Here is a 22,039-nt window from a genome sequence, read left to right on the forward strand (position 1 = left end):
GGGTAGACCGGGACCCATCATCGCCAGCTTGGGCCATCAAGCAAGGCTGCGTTATGGTGCTTGGGTCAGGAAAGGCGGCGATTTGAAGGGGGTGAGGTTTGTCCTTCCGCCATTGGGGTTACCGACTCCGTCGGTGCTGAAAAGCTGTAGAGGGCTACAGCACTCCATAACGCTTCGCGAGCAATAGGGCCATATGGAGTGCGGCAGCCCTCTGCCGCTTTGGTCCCCTCAGCGAAGCTGGGACCCCCCCTCCGGGGGGCCGAAAAGCTGTAGAGGGCTACAGCACTCCATGACGCGTCACCGCGATGGCGCAATGCTTGTAGCTGGGCTGGCGGGAATGGGGATCAACGGCGGATAGGGTGAGCTGGTTGGTTTCCACGAAGTGCATCGGCATGAAACACTCCCCTGGCTTCACTGAGGTGGAAGCGCGCAGAACAACGTCCACCGTCGCACGCCGAGAGACCACCGAGACTTTTCGCCCGGGAGTCAATCCTAGCCGAGCGACGTCCTGTGGGCTCATCTCAATGTAATTCTCGCTGGGCGCCAGCTTCTTCAACACTTCCGACTTGTTGGTGCGGGTCAGGGTGTGCCATTGGGAACTCGAACCCCGACCGGTGAGCAAGACGAAGGGAAATTGCTCATCCGCCGGTTCCGGCACGGGAACCGGGGTTTCGGAAAGAAAGACAGCTCGTCCGTCAGGAGTGAAGAATCGACCATTCTCAAAGAGCCGTCGTTCGGTAATCAGCGGATCGCCTTTGCGGAATGGCCATTGAATACCACCCGCCTCATCCAGCATCCGGTAGTCTGCGATCCCGCTGATGTCACAGGGCCGTCCCGCACTCAGCTGTTTGAGGATCTGAAAAGTGGCTTCGGGAGAATTCCAGCGCTCGAACATCGGCCCGCATCCCCAGGCGGCGGCGACCAAACGGAAGATTTGGAAATCACTGAGTGCTTGTCCCGGCGCGCGCGCAACCTTTTTGACGAGGCCAATCCGGCGTTCGCTGTTGATCAGCGTTCCATCCTTCTCGCCCCAACCAGCGGCCGGAAGCACCAAATGAGCCTGACGCGCGGTTTCCGTGCTGCCGTACATGTCCTGAACCACCAAAAACTCAAGTCGACTCAAGGTCTCATTTAAGTCTCGCTGCTGGATCCAGGAGTGCGACGGGTTTGTCCCAATCACCCACAGTCCCTTGATCCGGCCGTCCCGAATCCGAGCGACAATCTCATCATAAGCCAATGATTTCTGGGGAACGATCCGATCCTGCGGAATGCCTAAGATGCCGGCAACCTCCGCACGATGCTCTGGGTTCAGCACATCCCGTCCCCCGAGCAGGCTCGTCGCGTTGGCGAACAGCCGCGAGCCCATGGCGTTGCACTGCCCGGTAATGCTGTTGGCGCCAGTGCCAGGACGACCCATGTTTCCGGTCATCAGCGCCAGGTTGATAATGGCTTGAGCGGTGCGGGTCGCTTGGTGTCCTTGGTTGACGCCCATGGTCCACCAGAAGCTCACACGCTGGCCTTTGATGATCGCATCCACGAAACGCCCAAAGCTGGCCAAGGGCAGCCCGGTTGCCAGGCAAACGACCTCCTCCGTGTAACTCTCGACCGCCGCGATGAAGTCGGTGAAGCCGGTGGTGTGCGCCTCGACGAAGGCCCAATCAATGGCACCACGCTTGATCAAAGCCCAAGCCAGACCGTAGAGCAGGACGAGATCCGATTTCGGAGCGATCGGGAGGTGCAAGGTGGCGTTCATCGCGGTCTCGGTGGCCCGCGGATCGATGACGATGATCTCGGGTCGATGCCTATTCCGGAGCACACGCTGCCATAGAATCGGATGAGCGATGCACAAGTTCGATCCAATAAAGACCAGCACGTCGGATTGCTCAAAGTCCTCGTAGGTGTAGGGCGGAGCATCAAAGCCGAAGCTCTGCCGGTAAGCCACGTGGCTGGTGGCCATACACTGCCGGGTATTGGAGTCGCAATGGATGCCCCCCATGCCAAACTTGAACAAAGCCCCGAGAAAGGCCATCTCCTCCGTACAGATTTGGCCCGTGCTCAGAAACGCGATGCTCTCCGGCCCGTGCTTGCGCAGCAGTTCCTTGAACCGGCCGCAAAACTGATCCATGGCTCCCCCCCAGGAGATCGGAGCCAGTGGTTCCGACGACGCAGCTCGGTACAGCGGCATGGTCAGCCGGTCGTTGGCCGCCAGCGGCGCCAAGGCTTCCCAGCCCTTGGGACAGGCCATGCCCAGGTTCACGGGATACGCACTGGCGGCGGACAGGTTTACAGCTGCACCGTTGCGAAGGTGCACGTTGAGACCGCAGCCAGTGGAGCAGTAACCACAGACCATCGTTGTGGTGGCATCGGGGACCAAGTTCTCCGGAACGGTCCCCAAGCCGAATTCACCGGGACGTTGAATCAACTCCTGGGTGAGCGGCCCGCTCCACTGCCTGAACCAGGAAGACTTGGGCGATGGAATTAACATAAGTGAGGCACTGGTTCTAAACGCCGGGCATGCGCCGCGCGACCATGGTTCGAAAAAAGGAATATCGTTCGCCAATCTCGCTCGCGACGAGTAACCCCAGGGAAACGGACGCGGCCGCTTTGGACACGCCAGCCCACTCCATTCCTGTGAGGAGAATGACGCCGAGAGTCAGACCCAGCAGCCGAGCCCAGGTGAGTGCCCGCAACCGCGTCCATTGAAGCCGCGCACTCACCTCCTCCGGACTTTCCTCGCCCCCCTCCAGGCGAGGGACGCCTGGCGGCCAGAGACAGACAATCTCCAAGATCAGCTTTGCAGTTCCCGCGAGGGCGACCAGAGCAAACCACTCACTTGCTGGCGAGCCCATACCTATCGCCAAGGCCATCGCCGAAGCACTCCCCAAAAGGATCGACGTCAGGAGAAATCGGCCCACGCTCCGCCACCTCTGCCATGTTGGCCTGCCCGTATCGTGATAAAGCATGCCAGAGCAGATGACCGCCAGCAGTCCCGAAACTCCCGCTGTCCAGTTCAAGACACTGGAGATCGCTGGCACGCTCTTCTCGAGCACCGGGAGCGCTAGCGCGACAATGGCCGTCGACAGGTAGAGCGAGAAGGCGAGGATCTCTCGGCTCATCCAGGACTTCCTCCAGCCCAAGAATGATCGCCAGGCCTTGAGAGGCTGACCCAGATGAGGAATGCTCGACATGAGGCCTATACTCCCGACCACCCATGACATCCATCGAAGGCGTTCAGCGGATGACTCAGCCGCCGCCAGCGCGGCCCACCAGGCTCCAACTCCGAACTGAGTGCCTACGAGCATCATCACCAGCGGCCAGTGCGCTGGCTGAAGCTGCGCCTCTTGAAAGTTGGTGGAGCGAAGGCCGGCCGGCAGACCACGTTGGCTGCGATACTGAGTGGTCGGCAGGGTGAGCCGGGTATCGGGGGAGGCGGGCAGAAACGCGGCACCTTCGCTGGATCGGTTCGCTCGCACCTCCTCCTGGCTCACCAGGGTGATGGCGATGGCCTCGTTGGGACAGGCCTGAACACATGCCGGAGCCTCACCGACTGCCAGGCGCTGGGAGCACATGTCGCACTTGCGCACGATGCCTAGTCGGTCGGAATACTTCGGCACGTCGTAGGGGCACTTCAGAACACAGTATTGGCAGCCAATGCACTGGTCGTCCAAGTGATGAACGATTCCGGTGACCGGATCCTTCTCGTAAGCGAGCACCGGACAGCCGTTGAGGCAGCCGGGATCGACACAGTGATGGCAGGCAGTGGTGACGGTCTGTTGAAACGGCTTCGCTTCGTTGTGAGACACCAGTTGACCGACATCGCGCCAGGTCTCCCCGTCTCCCAATCCATTCAGGGAATGGCAGGCAGTTACGCAGGCCTTGCAGCCGCTGCACTGATCCAGATCCACTTCGAAGGCATACTGCTGTCCAGGAGCCGGCGCGGAGGCGGGCAGCAGTTCGCGATAGCGAGTGGTTGTCGAGGTTTTAGATGGATGGATACTCGCGAAGCGCTCCACCGCCGAGAGAGCCCCCTGCTCCGCCAGAAGTTCATCAATCAGGGTTCGGGATTCCGAGGCCATACTTAGCTCTCGGCCAGCAGAACTTGGAGCTGCCCGATGTCGTGGCGCGAGGCAAAAGCCTGAAAGCTTTCCGACGGCAGCCGATGCTTGAGGTATCCTAGTATGATCTGCGTCATCAGCGGTTTCAGCATCCCCACACTGACGCCGCTAAACAACTGACGTCCGATCTGGGGCTGACCTCCGAAGCCTCCACCAACAAACACATGGTATCCCTCCTTCGACTCCCCTTCCACTTTGACCTTGGTCCCCAGCAGCCCTATGTCGCCGATGTAGTGCTGGGCGCAGGAGTTGGGGCACCCGGTCAGGTGGACGTTGATGGGTTGGTCGAGCACGACTTCTCGATCCAAAGCCTCCATCAGCTCCAACGCATCCCGTTTGGTGTTCGAACTCGCAAATTTGCAGTGACTGTTCCCCGTGCAGGCGATGAACCCGGTCCGCAGGTTGGACTGCTGCCACCCCAGCCCCATCTTGACCAAGGCCTTCTTCACCGTTTCTAAATAGGCCGCCGGGACATTCGGCAAAATGATGTTTTGCCAGACCGTCAACCGTACCTCCCCGGAACCGTAATGATCGGCCAAGTCCGCCAGTCGAAGTAGTTGCTTGGGGCTGATTTGGCCTACCGGCACCGAAATTCCGACCCAGCTCAACCCGTCCTGCTTCTGCGGATAAACCCCCACGTGAGGATGCGAGCGCGCGGGCGCTGTGCTCGCGATGGCCGGCTTCAATGGCTCCTTCAGCAGCGGGAATCCAAGCAACTCTTCCGTCGCCGTCAGAAATTGATCCAAGCTCCACGTCTCCAGCAGATGCTTCAAACGGGCCCGCTTCCGGTCGGTCCGGTTTCCATGGGCGACATAAACCTTCAGCATGGCCGAGGTGACTCGGATCAGATCGGCCGCCTGGACCACGATGCCAAGATCCCGGGCGATGGCCTTGTGCCCGGTGGCGCCGCCGACCGCGCAGCGGAAGTAGATGCCCGCCGGACGGCCCTCACGCGCTTCGTCCAGCCGCACCGCACTCCAGCCGATGTCGTTGGTCTCTTCCACCGTGGGAATGGAACCTCCTCCGTAGAACGCGATGTTGAACTTGCGCGGCAGATCGTAGAACTCGCGAGTGTTGAGGATGACCTGGGCCATCTCGTGAACCAAGGGCAAGGTTTCGATCAGCTCTTGGGGATCGAGGCCGCTCGTGGCGTCACAGGTCAGGTTTCGAACATTGTCCGCTCCGGCTCCACGGGTATGTAGCCCGATCAATTGGATCCGACGGAGAAGCTCGGGAGCGTCCTTGGGCTGGATATGGCGAACTTGAAGATTCGCCCGGGTCGTAATCTGCACATATCCGGTGGTCAGATCCTGCGCGATACGGGCCAGCTCACGCAGCTGGAATGTCTTCAGCTCGCCCCCGGGAATCCGCAGACGAGCCATGAAGGCGTCCTTCGCCGGAGAAAGGTAGAACAGTCCGTGCCATTTGAATCGATAGGTGTTTTCCTTGTCCGGAGCCTGGTTGGCAGCGGCGTGTTGCAGCAGCAAAGGATACGCGTCCAGTGGGTGCAGCTCGCGCTTGATCCGTTCTTCGGCTGTCAGGTCTTCCAAGGAAGCCTGGCTGACTTTGCCCTGAGCAGCCGTTGCCTCTGTCGGGCCGTCCACCCCTGCAAAGGCAAAGCCCCGATTCTTGAGCCCGGCAAAAAAGCCATCCAAATACGCTGTCTGCTGCGCGTTCAGCTTCTCACCGGCCACCTGAGTCAGACCTAAGGATTCGGTTTTCATGCTCAATACACATCCCGTTGATAGCGTTTCGCGCTCTTCATTCCCGCGACGTATTCCCGGGCGCCGTCCTCGGTCTTGCCCCCCATCTGCTGAACGACCCGATGGAGGGCTTCATCGACATCCTTAGCCATGCGTTTGGCATCGCCGCAGACATAAAAATGCGCCCCCTCCTCCAGCCATCGCCAAAGCTCTGCGGCTCCCTCGATCATGCGATGCTGCACATAGACCTTCTCCGCCTGGTCGCGGCTAAAGGCTAGATCGAGCCGGGACAGCACGCCGCTGTTCTGCCAGTTCAGAATCTGGTCTTCATAGAGAAAGTCATGGGATCGACGTTGGTCGCCGAAAAACAGCCAATTCCGTCCGCTGGCACCCGTCGCGACACGCTCCTCCAAAAAGCTTCGAAAAGGTGCGATGCCAGTGCCGGGCCCCACCATGATCACCGGCGTTGCCCCTTGGGAGGGCAGCCTGAACCCATGGCTGGTCTGGATGAACACGGGAACTTCGGTCTGGCCGGGCACGACTCGGTCGGCCAGCCAACACGAAGCCACGCCTTTCTTGGTCCTTCCATGCGCGTCATAACGCACAGCTCCAACGGTCACATGCACTTCGCCAGGATGAGCCTTCGGCGAGGAGGAAATGGAATAGAGCCGAGCCTGCATGCGACGCAGCCATCCCACCAGTTCCTGGGCCTGCCAGCTAGCCTTCGGCCCTGAACGGAGCACATCCACGATGTCACGCCCATAAAGCCAGGAGTCCAACTCGCGCTTGCGCTCGGGTTGAAGAAGGCCCTCCAACACCGGGTGATTGGTCCGTTTCGCGACGTGCTCCAGCAGTTCCCGCGTAGGCTGGGTGATGTTCAACCAGCGCAGAAGGGCATCGTGCAGACTTACCGAGCCGATCCCCGAAATCTCGACCGTTTCGTCTCCGAGCAATCCGGCGGCAGCCAGGAACTCCTCCACGAGCACCGGACAGTTCGAAGGCGTGACTCCGAGCGCGTCGCCCGCTTCATAGGTGAGATCGGGATGGTTCAGCAGAATCTCTAAATGACGCGTGTCTTTGGTGGAATCAGGGTGGTTCAGTCGGCGGTTCGTCTTCAGTCGCGTGGGGAACGGATTCTGACGGTGGTATGACGCCGTCGGCTTTTCTAGGGACACCACCTCCGCCGGCTGTGGCGCCCCAGGACCTCGGACTGCGGCCTTAGCTGAGCCGGTCGACTCCAGGTTGGGAAGCGATTCCCAGAACCGAGCGATCCACTCTTGAGCGGTGTATTCGTAGTCCACATCGCATTCCCCGGTGGGGACAAGGCGTTTGGCGCCGCGAGCTGATAGCTGGACATCGAACTTCTTGGCCGCTCCGCAGAACTCGGAATAGTTTCGATCCCCTAGCCCTAAAACCGCGTATTGAAGGCGAGACAGGTCGGCAGCCTGTTCGGAGCTGAGCCAAGCGAGACCCGCCGCGGCGTTGTCCGGCGCGTCACCATCACCCCAAGTGCTGGTGATGACCACCAAGATCGACTGCTGCGCCAGCTCGGCCTTGGCGTAATCGTTCCACGGCATGACCCGAGGTGCATACCCCCGCCGCTCCGCTTCCTTGGCCAGCTTTTTGGCCAACCCTTCCGCAGTGCCCGTTTGTGATCCGAACAATACCAGGAGCGGAGCCTTAGGCCCCTCGCTAGCTCGGGCTGCCGCCGAGGCACCCGCCTCGGCCAAGCGATCGTTGAAGATGCCGGCGAGAAACCCGTTGAGCCAGGCTCGCTGCTCGGGGCTGAAGGGGGCGTTCTCGGGCAAGATGGGCAGCATAGGCGAACGACAAAGTCCGTGACGCTCAGAAGTTCACGTTGAGCTGAGTGTAGAGATAATTCGCGTCGGCGGATCCCCCGATGCCCTGGAACGTCTTGTCGATGTAAGAGCCCGCGAAGAAATGTCCGAAGCCAACCTCGAGTTGAGCGAACCGGGTCAGGGCGTATCCCGCGATCAAATCCACCTCCGAGCCCACGAAGGATCCGTAGTTGGAATTCACGCCATACCCCGTCCCGTTGGCTGCGCCTCCTCCCCGGGGAGCGCCCCCGACGTTGTAAAAATTGTCCGAAGTGTTGGCCAACCAGAAGAGATGTCCCTCCAGAGCTATGCTGAGCCGCGCGTGGGGTTTGAGTTGGTAGATGACTCGCACATCATGGATGTTCTGCAAGGATACAAAATCCATGTAGCCATAGAACTTGTGGTTCGTGGGGAACAAGTTCTCAAACGTGCCGTGCTTGTCGTCCCGGGGATTGGAGTCGCCTGAGCCGTGGGAATACTCCAGGCCGATGCGGGGAGTTCCGAAGGAATCCGGGAAGGTGTAACCGCCCTGGAGCACATAGGCATAGGCCAGATGCTCCTGGCTGCGCAAAGGCACTCCGGCCCGGGTATCGTTGAAATGGCCGAACTGCCCCATCAGATCCAGGGTATAGTCCCAGTTTCCAAACTGGCCGGCCGACGACTTGAGCCGTGCCCCCAAGGTATAGATGTCACGTGCGCTGGGCTGCGGAGCCTGCGGTGTCAACTCCGCGCGGGCTGCTTTGGTGCTGGCGTTCCGCGCCAGAAAATAGAAGTCCAGGGAGTGCTTTTGGATCAGCGGCGACGTGGCGTAAAATCCTGAAAAGTAGTCGTAGTCGTTGCTGACGTTGAATCGAGAGTCTTCCGGAATGACCACGCGGCTCGTGAAGAAATCAGCCCCAAACCACGCGTTCTGCCAGCGCATCTTGGCTGCGTCGAACACGCGCCCGATGTTGTTCCAGGCAAAGGCGCCAATGAGACGCTCCTCGCCGTAGGAGAGCTCCTGCCTCCCGACCTTGAGCGAGAGGGGAAACTCCTTGTGGTTGCCCAGAGTCATGTAGGCCTGATGCAGATCGATGCTGTCCGCCTCCGGCCCCCGGCCTTTGTAGACCACCGGCGCGGTGGACGCGAAGCGATCGTCCTCCTGCACGAGGCTGCTGCGGCCCTCCACCAAGGCGCTCCACCAGGGAGCCGTATAGCCCACCCGCAGCCGGATGCGCTCCATGAGGTAGGCGTTGTCGACATCCGCATTCGTGTTCCGAAAATCCAAGGACCTCGGGGCACCGGCGATGCCGAAGTTGTCCTTCAACTCATAGCGCATCCGAACCGAGCCTCCGATATCCCACGCGGCCATGTAAGGATCGTCCTTGCGCAGCCACTCGTTCAAAAAGCCTTGGAACGGTCTGGGCGGCGGAGGCGGCGCGTACTGCGCGTGGACCGCACTGGTTTGAGCGAGGGCAAAGGCTCCCAGAGCGAAGGGCGCTAGGTGGAGGCGTCGATGTTGGTTCATGAATCGGTGGTTGGTGGGGTTGACTGGTGATGGTTTAGACGGTTTGAAGGGTCTTGGACGGCACCGGGGATGCCGTCAATGGCAGCGTAGGTGAAGGTATCGGTTCGGGACTCGTCGCGATGGACGGCCCCTGGGATCGGTTTCCGTGGCTCGGCGGACGCTTGTGCGCGCGGTCGTTCAGAAAGCCCATGAGGTGCTCGCGCAGCTTATAGTAGTCGGGATGATCGAGCACCTCCTGGCGAACCCTTGGACGCGGGAACGAAACCTCGAGGATCTCTCCCACCTCCGCCTCGGGCCCATCGGTCATGCACACCACCCGGTCGGACAGAAAGAGCGCTTCATCGACATCGTGGGTAACCATGAGCGCCGTCTTTTGGTCGCGCTTCCACAGATCGACCAGCACCTGCTGAAGCTCGAAGCGAGTCAGGGAGTCAAGCATCCCAAATGGTTCATCGAGCAGCAGCATCTTGGGCGAGAGCGCGAAGGCGCGAGCAATGCCGGCGCGCTGCCTCATTCCCTGGCTGAGCTGGGCCGGACGCTTGTGCATCGAATCACTGAGCCCGACTACCGTGAGGAAGTATTCAATAATCTGCGTCCGCTCCTCCTGGCTGGCGGTATAAAACGCCTGATCCACGCCCAACTTCACGTTCTCGAAAGCGGTCATCCAAGGCAGCAAACACGGGGACTGAAACACCACACCGCGGTCGGGACCTGGACCCACCAGCTCCTTGCCCGCCAAAATGATTCCGCCTTCCGTCACCGAACTTAAACCGGCCACCATCGACAGCACCGTGGATTTGCCACAGCCGCTGTGACCGATGAGGCAGATGAACTCACCCTTCTTGACCCGAAGGTTAAAATTCTTCACCACGACCGCCGGGCCTCGGGGGGTGGGGAAGGCTTTGGACAAACTGTGAATTTCTAGGTAGTCACTCATTCTCGATCTCTCGTTCGATTCGCATCGTTCAACCGTCCTGCACTCAGTTTTGAAGGCAACGGTCGCCTCACTCGATCTCGACCACTTCGCGCTTGAGCTCGCGGCGCCGGATCGGTCGCTTTCGTGATCCGAGCAATGGGGGTGGCACCGACAGATCCTCCGGCTCCAGATCGGGCAGTATCAGCGTCTTGGCCACCGAGGTCTTCTGTTTAGTGCCGTGGCTCAGCAAGTAGTCCAGAACCTCGCGCCGAATCTCCTTAAACCGTGGCGAATGGTTGAGCTCTTTCCGATCACGCGGCCGAGGAAGATCCACGGTGATGGACGGTCCCAGGGTCGCCTTCGGTCCGGCGGTCAATGGGATGATGCGATCGGCCAAATAGATTCCTTCGTCAGGATCGTTCGTGACGAGCACGACCGTCTTCCGCCCCTCTTCCCAGATGCGGGCGATCTCATCCTGCAGCGTGGCTCGGGTAAGAGCGTCGAGTGCGCTGAGGGGTTCATCCATGAGGAGCATTTGGGGGTCCATGGCCAAAGCGCGGGCCACGCTGACGCGCTGGCGCATCCCCCCGCTCAACTCGCTGGGGAGTTTGTGGCGGGCTGGAGTCAGGTTGACCATGGCGATATAGCGGTCGACCTGCTTTCGCTTTTGATCGGCGGTCCAATCGGAGAACACCTGATCGACCGCGAGATAGATGTTCTCATAAACACTCAGCCAGGGCAGTAGCGAGTAGTTCTGAAAGACGATGCCCCGATCAGGCCCGGGTTGCGTGATCTCCTTGCCGTTGAGGGTCAAGCTCCCTACATCGGGACGGAGCAAGCCGGCGATGAGAGAAACCAAAGTGGTTTTTCCGGCGCCCGAGTAACCCACGATCGCCACAAACTCTCCGCTCCGGATTGACAGATTCAAGTCGTGCAGGACTTCGGTGCGGTGTCCCGGCACGCCGAATCCCTTGCTAACCCCCTTCATTTCCAAGAATGACATAGGTCAGAGTGCGAGGGTGCAGGTCAGATGGTTTTGAACCGAACCTCGACAACACTCATGAGGCGGTCCAAGGCAAAACCCACCAACCCGATGACGATGATGCAGAGAATCATTTGAGAGTAGTTCGGTGCGTTATAGGCCTGCCACAGGAACCCGCCGACTCCCGGCCTCCCGGTCAACATCTCCGCCGCAACGATCACCAGCCAAGCGATTCCGAGGCTGAGACGAAAACCGGTGAACATGTAGGGGAGCGTGGCAGGGATGAGCACCTTGGTGAGCATCTTGGTTCGCGAGAGCTTTAGCACCTTCCCCACATTGATGTAGTCCTGGGGAATCGAGCGGACCCCAACCGCGGTGTTGAGCACCGTCGGCCACATGGCGCAGATCGCAATGGTGAACAACGCACCCAGTTCCGATGCATTTTTGCCAGCGCTCAGGAACAAGACCATCCCCAGCGGCAGCCACGCGAGTGGCGACACCGGGCGAAGGATTTGGATCAGCGGATCGAAAGCTTTGGCGAAGCTCTTCGACAGACCCAACACGAAGCCAAGCGGGGTTCCGACCAGCAACGCGATCACGTAGCCCTTGGCGACCAGGATGAGTGAATACCAAGTGAACCGCAGGATTCCCTGGTCCATCTCCCCGCGTTTTTCGAATGGTTTCAGCACGTACTCCTTGCTGTCCAGCCAGGTTTGATAAGGCGAAGGAAGCTCCTTAGACACCGTCTTGCTCGTCGCATACCAGAGGATCAAAGTCAGCAAGAAACCCAGCAGCGGGAGCACCAGCCAATCACCGGTAAAGCTTTTCATAGTTAGCGAGGGATCGCGGAGCGAGTTAGCCTTTGAGCGAGTGAACCGGGAAAGATTTGGCGTAGGACTCAGGATCGGCAGGATCAAACTTCACTCCGTCAAAAAGCGTCTCAGGGGCGTTGTTCATTCCCCCGTGCGTGTAGCCGATCTCCTTCATCGCCTCTTCGTAGATGTCCGGTCGGACCACCTGTTTGGTAATGCCCTCGTAGTCGGGGCTGCCGCTCACCAAGCCCCAGCGGCGGAACTGGGAAAGCCACCACTTGGCGTACTTGGGCTGAGGAAAATTGGTATTGCGGTCGCTAAAAATCATGTAGTTCGGATCCTTGGTGACACGGCCGTCTCCATAGTCGTGGTCGCCCAACAGCCGCCCGAGGATCATGTCCTTCGGACAATTGATGTAAGTGGGTCGGCTGACGATTTCGGACTGCTCCGGCCGGTTCTCCAGTTTGTCCAACCAGACGCTGGCTTCGTGCAGGCCCTTGAGGACGGCCTTGACGGTCTTGGGATTCTTCTCTGCGAAGTCAGCCGTGAAGGCGCAGACTTTTTCGGGATGATCCTTCCACAACTCTTGGGTTGTGATCGACGTGAATCCAACCTTGTCTGCAACCGATCGGGCGTTCCAAGGCTCGCCTACGCAAAACCCGTCCATCTTGCCAACTTTCATGTTCGCCACCATTTGCGGAGGCGGAATCGTGATCAGCGCCACATCCTTATCGGGGTTGATCCCGCCGGCGCCCAGGTAGTAGCGCATCCACATCGCGTGGGTTCCCGGTGGGAACGTCATGGCGAAGGTCAGCGGCTCGCCCAGCTTCTTCGCCTTGTCGACGAAGGGCTTCAGCTCCTTGGGATCTGCTTTCACTTTACCCTTCCAGTCGAGCTTGAGAGTGATGGCCTGCCCATTGCGGTTGATGATCCAGGGTATAACCATGGGCCGCTTCGGAGATCCAGCCAACCCCATGGTCGAGGCAATCGGCATTCCGAAGAGCATATGGGTGGCTTGATTATCCCCGTTCGAGAGCGAGTCTCGAATCGCAGCCCAGTTCGCGCCTTTCGCGATCACCGAGTTAATGCCGTACTTCTTGAAGAGCCCCTTTTCGTGAGCAATCACGATCGAGGAGCAGTCCGTGAGCGCGATAATTCCGAAACGCACGTTCGGCGACTCGGGGCTGTCGTCGGCGAAGGCCCGTCCGGCCCAACCCAGCGGAACGCCGCTCAACAGGGCACCCGCCAGTGTGCCGCCGGCGGAAGTCCGGAGAAACTGGCGGCGTGAGGATTTCCGCGATGCAATAGGTCGAGATTGGATCATGATAGAATTGGCATTGAGGGATGTAGATTCATGAATCATTGGAAGCCCATGAACAGAAAGCATGCCAAGATATGGTTAGGCGACTGGCGGATGGCATGGAAGTTTCTACATGCCCGCAATGAAATCAGTTCATAGCCGACAGCAGCCCCTCGACAGCAGGCAGCTACGTGCCTTTGTTACCCTCGCAAAAACGGGCAGTTTTACCAAAACGGGCGAGGAATTGTTCCTCTCCCAATCCGCCATCAGTCATTCCATGAAGGCGTTAGAAAGCGACATTGGCTGTCGCCTGTTTGACAGAGTGGGTAAAAAGGCGCAGCTCACCCCCGCTGGCGAACATTTCCTTCATCACGCGGAAAGAATTCTTCGCGAGATGTCGGTGGCCCGAGAATCCATCCAGCTTCGCAGCACTTGGGGACAAGGACGATTCCGAGTGGGAGCCACCCTGACCGCCTGCCAGTTTATCCTGCCCAAAGTCATGCCTTCCTTGAAAAAGGACTTTCCGCAGACGCCCATCCGAATCGAATCGTGTGATGTGAATGAGGCGCTCGAGTTGTTAGATCGGGATCGTATTGACGTGGCGCTGGTCATTGAGCCGATGGCGCAGCACGAGCATCGATTCGATCCTGTTTTTCAGGATGAGCTCCATCTCGTTGTAAGCCCGAAGCACGCCTGGGCGAAGCCCAGCACCTCCAGTCGCGGCGATCTCTCCCAGGAGAACCTCCTGGTATTCCGACGCAGCTCACTGACGTTTCAGATGATCGAGGATTATCTGCGACGTGAGCAAGTGTCCTTTCAGACCGTGCTGGAGTTTGCCAGCATCGAAGTGATCAAAGAGTTCGTGAAGCTGCAGATTGGGGTCACGATTCTTCCGGAGTGGGTGGTTCGCAAGGAGGTCGAGGCCGGTGAGCTGGTCATTCGTCCGCTGGGAAAACGGCGCCTCCGCCGCACCTGGGGCATGTTACAACTCAAGACGCGCGCGAACACGCTGGTGGAAGAAACCTTTGCTCGGCTATGCACCCAGGCGGGCGAGTCGTTCGCAGCCCCCGCCTAGCCGCGGTGCAGGAGACGCAGGACCAGCCGCTGAGGTGAGTCGATCAGCACCTCCTTCAGCAAGGTCTCCATGCCGGAGGCCTGCGGTTCCTGAAGACGTCGACAGACGAGTATGGCGACGCCCATAACCCCTGCGGCCGCCGCAAAGAAGAGCGTAAAACGGTTCCATTCCAAACCCGCAGCCCGGACCTGAGTTTGACGGTTGAGATCGATCAAAAGCCCCCAGAACAGCGGCGCGATGCCGAGGCTCACATTGCTCACCACCGAGAAGAGAGCAAAAAAGTGACTCCTGCCCATCTTGGGCGCGATCGCCATGACCAGACGTGTGTTGGCCATCTGCACAACGGCACCGCTCAGGCCCGCCACCATGGTGAGAAGGGAGACGAATATCACGCCGGGTTTGATCACCGCACCCGCAACCAAGGTCCATCCCACCAGCATCAAAAGCCCAAGCAGCTGCGCCACCATCAACACGGGTTTGCTGCCCAGTCGGTCCAGTCGCTCACCCAGCATGCCCAGGCTGCTGAGTGCTCCAATGAACGTAGTGGCGGTGATGAGCATGATCTGCTGTTCCGTAAACGCTCCCAGGTGCTTGAGAAAAGCCACAATGAACACCGTCACTCCCCCGTAGGCAAAAGCCCACGCGACCGCAAACCAGAGAAGACGCTGAAAGGGGATGAACTCCACAATCGCGCCCCACGGCACCGGTTGACGGGAAGTTTTCTCCTCGGGCGGCGGCTCGACATCAGGAATTCGTTTTAGAAAGCTCAGGCTGATCGCGCCCATCAGGGCGCTAAAACCGAACAGCACCGCGAATCGCCATTCGGGTGGGTTGGAGCCGAGGGTAAAGGCGGCGAGGATGAATACGAGCAGGCTGGCGAGGTTCACGAACGCGGCATCGATCGCCAGATACCTTCCACGAATGCTGGAGGGCACCAGGGAGGTGATCCAAGGAAGCCACCCACAACTCGAGATTCCGCGGGAGAAGTTGAATCCGAACAGGGCCGCCAGGAGCAAGGCCAGCCGGGTGGCGCTGTCGAGAAAGCCACCGACCAGCGGCAGGAGCGCCATCAGGCCGATGAACATGACCCGGATGCTCCACCCCCCGTAGACGAAACGCTTGTAGCCGACTCGGGCGACATAGGGGGCCGCGAAGATCTGCAGGATCACTAGGAGCGGCATCATGCCCGCGATCAAGCCCAGCACCGTGGCGCCAGCGTCCAGGTGGCGCGCGTACAGGAACATGGGGCTGCTGAGCACGATCTGAAAAGAGAACGCATTGAAGGTCCCAAACCAGAAGGCATTCTGCAGCCCTGGCGGGAAGCGCTCAGGTTCTGTTGTCCCACTACTCGTCATGAGTAGGCGGAAGAATCAACGAACCCGGGCGATTTGCGATAGAAAACGGTGGGCCCTTTTAGCCGGTACGTCGTTGGAACACGGACGAGGTGTCGGCCATGTTCAACATGGAGAGATCCAATCCACCCAAGGGCGTTCGCTTGGTGGCTTCTACCAGCTGAGCAGCAATCTGTTTGGTGGTGCTCGCCGCGTAGTATTTCACCGCCCCGACGCTGAGGCCGGCGCGAAACACGACGGCGAGCAGGCAATACTCATCGATGTTCGAGACGAGCAAGCTGAATAACTCGCCCTGCTGGTACATGCTGCTAAAGTTGGGCTCGTTGACAATACTCGCAATCGTTTGAGTAGCGGCGAAAGAACCGGCGGCGAGCGCCGCCAGGCTGACGGTATCGACCGATGCGGTGTCACCCCGCTGAGAGATGAGGAACCCCCCTTTATCTATGACGAGGGCGGTCGAGGACTCGGTGCTTCGAATGAGCTGGTCGAGAGCGCGTTCGAGAACCGATATATCCTCTTCGTATAGTTGCGGCAGCGTGGGCATAGGAGGTTTATGCGGCTTTGCGTTGGCTCTCGTTGATGAACTTGTGGAGCAGCATGCGAGTGATCATGTTGAGCGTCTCAAAAACTCCCTCGCACTTGCTGGCCGAGGCCGGGAACGAGGGCACCTGCACCTCGCGGTTGTTGAGAAGATACTCCAGGTAGTCCATCGGGGCCGAATTGGGCAGATCCCTCTTGTTGTACTGCAACACGTAAGGGATGTCGGCGATGTTCAGGTTCAACGAGCGGAGGTTCTCCTCCAAATTCGCGAAGCTCTGCACATTGTCCTGCATCTTTTCATACTGGGAATCCGCCACAAAGACGATCCCATCCACCCCGCGCAAAACCAGCTGACGCGTGGTGTTGTAGATCACCTGCCCCGGCACGGTGTAGAGCTGAAACTTGGTTTTGTACCCTTTGATCGCCACCGCCTCGATGGGCAAAAAGTCGAAGAAGAGGGTGCGGTCTGAGCTGGTGGCCAGCGACACCAGCTTGCCTTTGCTGCCTTGCGCGGTTTGGACGTTACCGTGAACTTGCACAAGGTTGGTCGTCTTGCCGCCCAGAGCCGGACCGTAGTACACGATCTTTACCTGAAGCTCTTTGGTGGCTTGATTAATAATTGCCATAGAGGAAGGAGGGAGTGGGCGTTGCTTACTTGGTGTGGCGGCTGAGCTCGCTGACGATCAGTTTGATGGGCGCGAGAGGCACAGACTCATCGGGTTTGCTGATTACCGCAAAATAGATAATACCGGCGTTAAAGACGAACAGGGTTCCGTTAACCGTATTGAGCGTCACGCTGCTCATGTCGCCTACGCCCAACTCCTTCAGATACTGGCTGAGGCGGGAGTAGATTTGAGGGAGGAAGGCGGCGGTCGCTTCGGACTTCCAGGGAGAGGCTACCTGCCCCGACACTAGGAGCCCGTCTTGCATGGCGATCACGGCTCCAGAGACACCGCGGATCCGGCAGGTGTTTTGGACGATGTCGTTCGGGGTCCAGTTGCGTTTTCCCGGCTGGCCGAACAGCTCTCCCAGGTCGGCCGGGGGCTTCCGGAAGAATTGAGTGGTCGAGAAGGTCGTGGCACCGGCTACCTCCCCGGTTGCCGAATTGATCTCCACCGGCTTGATCGGGGTGGTCGACGGTGCCGCCGCGGTTGCATCGCTGCCTTTGGCCGCAGGGGCAGGCTGACCTCCCGGACCTCCGCTGAAGAGATCGGGGATGTCTGAGTTCGCCTCCACCTTGCGACGCGACTGGCCGCCCTTGACCTGACTCAGGAACAACGGGGCTACCACCTTGAGTGGCAGGGTCAGCAATCGATCGGCATGGTCGGCTCCCACCTCCCCCGGCAGCGGTGGTCGCACCCAACTGCGCAATTGACGCCAGGTGTACTCGATCTTCCCGAGCTTCAAGGATCGATCGAGTTCTTCGATCGGCATCTCCAGCTTGATGCCCGGGAGCTGGCATCGGGATATCTCCGTCTTGAGGGTATCAGGCCAGGACTCATCGATCATGGCCACCGGAACACCCATCACTTGGCCGCTGGGAGCGGCGGCAGGCGCGGTCGCCGCGGGAGCGGGAGTCGCTGCCGCCGCAGCGGTGGGAGCCGGAGTGGCGGCACTGGCGGAACGAGCCGGCGCAGCCTGGAGCAGAGACGTTCCGGGCAAAGCCGGAGTCTTGGGCACGGCGGGGGCTGCTTCGGTCGCGGCCGGGGCCGTTTCGGAGGCGGCCGTCTTGCCCGCATGAAATAGATCCGGAATGTCCTGGGCGTTAGCTCCGCGGGCAGTGGCCTGTGTGGTCGCCTTGTTGCGGGGACGTGACAGGAAGGCAGGTGCTACGATGGGCAATGGCAGCTCGACTTCGACGGAGGGCACCGTCGACTGTTTGCCGGCCGCGTCTCCGACCCGGGCGAGCAACTCAGCCCAGGTGTACTTAACCCGCCCTTGTTTCAGAGCCGAGGCAATCTCTTCGGCTGGAATGGCAACCGCAGCATTGTCCAGGCGCCATTGGGTGATCTCGCTGCGAACCGTCTCGGGCCAGCCTCCTGAGAGCTGACCTAGATTAAAGCTCACGAGCTCTGATCCGGCCGAGTTGGAAACTGGGGATGGGGCGGCGGCTGGTTGACTTTTCTGAGCCGCGGCGGACGCGCCGGCTTTGGCCCCGCTCATGGCGGCCATGAGGTTGGGCGCCGCGATAGGCTTCGAGACCGGAGGGGCAGCCTCCGCAGCGGCGGCGTCGGCACCAGCAGCATTCGCGGGCGCTGCCGGCGTCCCGGCCGAGGCCTGAGGGGGCATCCCGACAGCAGGATTTGCCGCAGCTGCAGGTTTTGCCGATGCTGTTTGGGTTGTGGGAGGCGGAGTGCCGTTGAAGCCAATGGGGGCTTTAGGCTTGGTCTGGGCCGCGGTCGATGAGGGCGAGGCCGGGGCGGCGACGGGGGCAGGTGCCTTCACCGCTGCAGCGGGCGCGCTGGGACGATTGATGTGGGATGTCCCACCAGTGGACGAAGACGGACTCTGCCCACTCTGAGGGGATTTCGGACCAGGAGCCACCACGTTGCCTCGGGCGGAGAAAAGGCTCGTGACCTCATCCGGTACATGCGTGGTCTTTTGAGAGGACCGGCGGCCGAAGGAACGGGAGTGCAGTTGCGGCAACAATTCCTGGAGCGGCAACTCCACCAGCTTCTGATCGTGCTCGCTGCCTGCGGAAAAGAAGCCTTCTGGCGCCAGTTTCCGTATTTCGCTGAAAGGGACACGCACGCAGCCCTGTGGCAGTTGCTCCAGAATGGGACGTTCCGGGAAAGAAAGTTGGACACCGGCAACATCGCCGACAGCGCGCACCGGCTTCAGCTCCGTCGGCAGCAACGAAACGATTCCGAGCAAGCTCACTTGCACAGTGCCGCTGCCCATCGACCCGGCGCCATTCGGCCTGGCTGTGGACGAGGGTTGAGCAGTACCAGCGGCTGTTCCGGTCGCCGGAGCGCCGGAACGGGCCGAAACGGGCACCGCCGGGGCTGATGGTTTAGGGGACGCGGAGGGCTTGGCCCCTCCTGCCTCGTTCCCGTCGTCTTTCCGTCCGAGTAGTTTTTTTACAAATCCGAACATGCCTCGCCCTGGGGCTAGCAAGGCGTAGGCCAAAGTGCAACGGCAGCTGAGCATTTCTAGAATACCTATTGCCGGGGAAATGGAAATGTCCAGGAACACCTAAAGTGTGAGGGAGGTGTGTCGATAGACCAATTGGTACAGAGGAATCACTGCCCATGGCAGGTCAAACCAAAGTTTTAATTCTCGACGACGACGAGGAGTTTGTCGGTCTTTACGAAAGACTGCTGGCTCAGCACGTGACCACATCAGCCGGAGTGCTCACCGCCACCTCGGGCCATCGGGCGCTCTCGCTGCTCGAATCGGAGCAGGTGGGCTTGATGATCGTGGATCTCAACCTGCCCCGGATGGACGGATTGCAGGTCATCTCCATCGTCCGACGCAAATTTCCCCAAACCAGGCTGGTCGTGCTGACCAGTCTCCATGACGAGCAGTTTCGGGCACGCGCCTACGCTCTCGGGGTGGATCAATACTGGCTCAAACCAGAAACGGACCACGAGACCGGCCTCTTTTTGGAGGCGATGGAAGCGCTGATGCGCCGGGATGCCCAAATCGGTTTTCGCGGTGTCCAGAACAAGAGTCTGGCGGACATCATCCAGCTGGAGTGTCTGGCGCAGAGCACGTCGGTTCTGCGCATCAACCACGGAATCGTCGAGGGACGAATCTGGCTGCTGCGTGGTGAGATCATTGATGCGGAGACGCAGGGCTTGCAGGGTGAGGCGGCAGTTCAGCGCATTCTTTCGTGGGCCGAGGGCACTTTTGAATCCCTGCCTGGGGACGCCGAACGAAACCGGACCATCTTTACCTCGATTCAAGGCCTCCTGCTCAACAGCGCGCAAGCATTCGACGAAGCCGCGTCGCAATCGGCGGCGGATCCCAACGGGGCAGCTCCGGGAGATCATCCTCCCCAGCTCTCCGATCTTTCCAACTATGTCGGAGTGGAATGCGCGCTCGTGCAGAAAGCAGCATCGGGAACTCCGGAAGATCATTGGGGAGTGCACGATCCCCGGCCCATGAGCGAGTGGATGCACCACACCATGCATGAGTTTCGGGCGCTCGGAGAAAATCTTAAAGCTGGCGAAGTTCGTAAAATCCTGACTGTCAGCCCCGATCAGAAGTTGGCCATTTCAGCCCTGGGCGAACGGGATGTCTGCATTGGGTTCCGCGGCACGAGCACTTTAACCGAAGTACGTGATGTCCTTCGCACCATAGTCAACAAATGGGCTTCTTAAGCTTTATTCCCTTTCTCGGTGGCGTCGGAGACGAGGAGAATCTGGGGCGACTGCCCTCCGGGACCTTTACCATGGACCCCAGCGGAGGCATTGTGAGTTCCACCCTGCCCCAGAGTTTTCCTCAAGCTCGCATCAAGGAGATCGGCCGTTGCGTCATGCACACCTTCGCCAATGCCAAGAAGGCGCGGATCCCGCTCACCGAGATCCATGTCCACTACTCAACCCTGAAGATTACCGCCCGCGAGATGCGCGGGAGCGCGGTCGTGTTTGTGACGCCGCAAACCCTGGAAGAATCGAGTTACTGAGAGCCCCACACTTAGCGATCCTATGAACCGAAAGACCTTGGACCAGACCCTGGCGCGCATGGAGCACCACCTAGAGTGCTGGAAACAATTCAACGATTACATGAGCCTGGCGCGCAGCAAGAAGTTCGGGCAGGAAGACGAGACTCAGTTTCTCGAGATCAAGTGCGTCTTGACCCAGGAGTTTGAGCTGATTCTCGCCCAGCTGGAAAACCTGCCCATCACGCGCGAGGAAGCGCACACGCTCATCGCCGCCGCGCCTTCGATTCGCTATCTGAGCGAGCTCAACGAAGCGAACCTGAAGACCCTGGAAAACCAGTGGCACAAAATGTTCATCAACTGGCAGGCCGTGCTGGGCCAGCTCAAGGTGCGTCGGGAAGATCTGGAATCCCAAGGCATGTTCCGGTCGCTGTTCGGTAAAAAGGAACGCCCCGTCGACAAATAGCCAAGCCGGGCCCGAAGCCAGGATCGCCGTCAATGGCGCACGTTTAACTCGCCTGGCGAATCAGGCTCTTCGCCCGCCGCACCCAAACCTTGTCGCGCTTGCGCTGAAAGGCCGGCGTATGCGCGTCCTCGGCCGTGACTTCCTCCAGGAGGGTTCGAGCCCGAGCCTTTTCCCCGCGCTCCAACAGAAGTTCAGCCAGCTGAACCCGGGCCCGAACGTAGGCGTGCTGCTCGTTCACGCGATTCCATACCGCAATGGCTCCCTCCCGATCCCCTAAGGCTGAGAGGGTCTCCGCGTAGGCCATTTGGGTGTAGCCATACTCGTGATTCGGATCCTGCCGGCAAACCCCCTCCAGCCATGGACGGGCCTCGGCCGGCTTGCCACTCAGGGCCAAACACTGCCCCAGGTGCGATCGGGTATCCAGGTCGTCAGGGTCCCGCTCGAGAGCACTGCGGTAGCTCGCTTCCGCCAACGCCAGCTTACCCATTTGGAAATAGACGTCCCCCAGCTGCGAATGATGGTGGGCCTTGTCCAGGTGATGGATTTGCGCCTGCAGCTCCTTAATCCGTCGTCGCTGATTCGCCCCCGGCAACTCAAACCCTCGAACGCTCGTGGGGCTGGCCGCACGGAAAACAAAGAAGTAATAGAACCACGCGCTCAGGAAAAAGAAGAAGATGAAGGCGGCCCAGAAATATTCCTCGCGTCGAATCGAGTCGACGAACATCCACAGCCAGAAACCGGCTCCCACCAGCAGCATCAGCCATCCGAAGAAACCGCTAGGTCCCCCGTGTTGCAGAATGAAGGTCGCTTTGTCGACGAGCCACATG

18 protein-coding genes are annotated in these 22,039 nt (G+C 59.8%); 4 read left to right on the forward strand and 14 right to left on the reverse strand.

Features of this window, described 5'->3' with window-relative positions:
* Positions 1–277: 277 nt before the first annotated feature.
* From JNN07_20930 to JNN07_20970, 9 genes are all read right to left on the reverse strand, one after another.
* Positions 278–2,485 carry a nitrate reductase gene (locus JNN07_20930; GenBank protein MBL9170212.1) on the reverse strand — a complete coding sequence of 736 codons (2,208 nt, stop codon included), beginning with the start codon at positions 2,483–2,485 and terminating at the stop codon, positions 278–280.
* Positions 2,486–2,501: 16 nt separating this feature from the next.
* The gene (locus tag JNN07_20935; protein MBL9170213.1) at positions 2,502–4,076 is read right to left on the reverse strand and encodes a dimethyl sulfoxide reductase anchor subunit; all 1,575 of its coding nucleotides are present in this window, start codon (positions 4,074–4,076) and stop codon (positions 2,502–2,504) included.
* A gap of 2 nt (positions 4,077–4,078) precedes the next feature.
* Positions 4,079–5,839 (reverse strand): NirA family protein, encoded by a 1,761-nt coding sequence (locus JNN07_20940; GenBank protein MBL9170214.1) that lies wholly within the window; start codon positions 5,837–5,839, stop codon positions 4,079–4,081.
* Positions 5,840–5,841: 2 nt separating this feature from the next.
* Complete coding sequence (locus JNN07_20945) at positions 5,842–7,638, reverse strand: sulfite reductase subunit alpha (protein MBL9170215.1); 1,797 nt, start codon at positions 7,636–7,638, stop codon at positions 5,842–5,844.
* Positions 7,639–7,663: 25 nt separating this feature from the next.
* Positions 7,664–9,163, reverse strand: a complete 1,500-nt coding sequence (locus JNN07_20950; GenBank protein MBL9170216.1) for an alginate export family protein — start codon at positions 9,161–9,163, stop codon at positions 7,664–7,666.
* Between the two features lie 34 nt (positions 9,164–9,197).
* Positions 9,198–10,100, reverse strand: a complete 903-nt coding sequence (locus JNN07_20955; protein ID MBL9170217.1) for an ABC transporter ATP-binding protein — start codon at positions 10,098–10,100, stop codon at positions 9,198–9,200.
* 67 nt (positions 10,101–10,167) lie between these two features.
* Entirely contained in the window at positions 10,168–11,082 is a 915-nt protein-coding gene (locus JNN07_20960; protein MBL9170218.1) for an ABC transporter ATP-binding protein, read from the reverse strand.
* A gap of 23 nt (positions 11,083–11,105) precedes the next feature.
* Positions 11,106–11,891: a nitrate ABC transporter permease gene (gene ntrB, locus JNN07_20965; protein ID MBL9170219.1), complete on the reverse strand. Its 786-nt coding sequence runs from the start codon at positions 11,889–11,891 to the stop codon at positions 11,106–11,108.
* Between the two features lie 25 nt (positions 11,892–11,916).
* Positions 11,917–13,197, reverse strand: coding sequence for an ABC transporter substrate-binding protein (locus tag JNN07_20970; GenBank protein ID MBL9170220.1), 1,281 nt, complete (start codon positions 13,195–13,197; stop codon positions 11,917–11,919).
* A 118-nt stretch (positions 13,198–13,315) separates the two neighbouring features.
* Here JNN07_20970 and JNN07_20975 point away from each other — a divergent pair, with 118 nt between their 5' ends.
* Positions 13,316–14,248 carry a LysR family transcriptional regulator gene (locus JNN07_20975; protein MBL9170221.1) on the forward strand — a complete coding sequence of 311 codons (933 nt, stop codon included), beginning with the start codon at positions 13,316–13,318 and terminating at the stop codon, positions 14,246–14,248.
* Here the strand turns inward: JNN07_20975 and JNN07_20980 are convergent.
* From JNN07_20980 to JNN07_20995, 4 genes are read right to left on the reverse strand one after another with little or no spacing between them, the layout of a single operon-like run.
* Entirely contained in the window at positions 14,245–15,603 is a 1,359-nt protein-coding gene (locus JNN07_20980) for an MFS transporter (protein MBL9170222.1), read from the reverse strand. The genes JNN07_20975 and JNN07_20980 overlap by 4 nt on opposite strands.
* A gap of 58 nt (positions 15,604–15,661) precedes the next feature.
* Positions 15,662–16,144: a roadblock/LC7 domain-containing protein gene (locus tag JNN07_20985; GenBank protein MBL9170223.1), complete on the reverse strand. Its 483-nt coding sequence runs from the start codon at positions 16,142–16,144 to the stop codon at positions 15,662–15,664.
* A gap of 7 nt (positions 16,145–16,151) precedes the next feature.
* Positions 16,152–16,766: a gliding-motility protein MglA gene (locus JNN07_20990; GenBank protein MBL9170224.1), complete on the reverse strand. Its 615-nt coding sequence runs from the start codon at positions 16,764–16,766 to the stop codon at positions 16,152–16,154.
* Between the two features lie 25 nt (positions 16,767–16,791).
* A complete protein-coding gene (locus JNN07_20995) occupies positions 16,792–19,290 on the reverse strand; it encodes a roadblock/LC7 domain-containing protein (GenBank protein ID MBL9170225.1) in 2,499 nt (832 codons plus the stop codon).
* Positions 19,291–19,391: 101 nt separating this feature from the next.
* Between JNN07_20995 and JNN07_21000 the strand changes: the two genes are divergently transcribed.
* Genes JNN07_21000 through JNN07_21010 form a run of 3 tightly spaced genes read left to right on the forward strand, consistent with a single transcriptional unit; the run spans position 19,392 to position 21,212 of the window.
* A complete protein-coding gene (locus tag JNN07_21000; protein ID MBL9170226.1) occupies positions 19,392–20,465 on the forward strand; it encodes a response regulator in 1,074 nt (357 codons plus the stop codon).
* Entirely contained in the window at positions 20,453–20,770 is a 318-nt protein-coding gene (locus JNN07_21005; protein ID MBL9170227.1) for a hypothetical protein, read from the forward strand. The genes JNN07_21000 and JNN07_21005 overlap by 13 nt, the downstream gene beginning before the upstream one ends.
* A gap of 22 nt (positions 20,771–20,792) precedes the next feature.
* Entirely contained in the window at positions 20,793–21,212 is a 420-nt protein-coding gene (locus JNN07_21010) for a hypothetical protein (protein ID MBL9170228.1), read from the forward strand.
* A 43-nt stretch (positions 21,213–21,255) separates the two neighbouring features.
* Here JNN07_21010 and JNN07_21015 read toward each other — a convergent pair whose 3' ends face one another.
* Positions 21,256–22,038: a tetratricopeptide repeat protein gene (locus JNN07_21015; protein MBL9170229.1), complete on the reverse strand. Its 783-nt coding sequence runs from the start codon at positions 22,036–22,038 to the stop codon at positions 21,256–21,258.
* Position 22,039: the final 1 nt, after the last annotated feature.

This window comes from Verrucomicrobiales bacterium, from assembly GCA_016793885.1.
GTDB lineage: Bacteria > Verrucomicrobiota > Verrucomicrobiia > Limisphaerales > UBA11320 > UBA11320.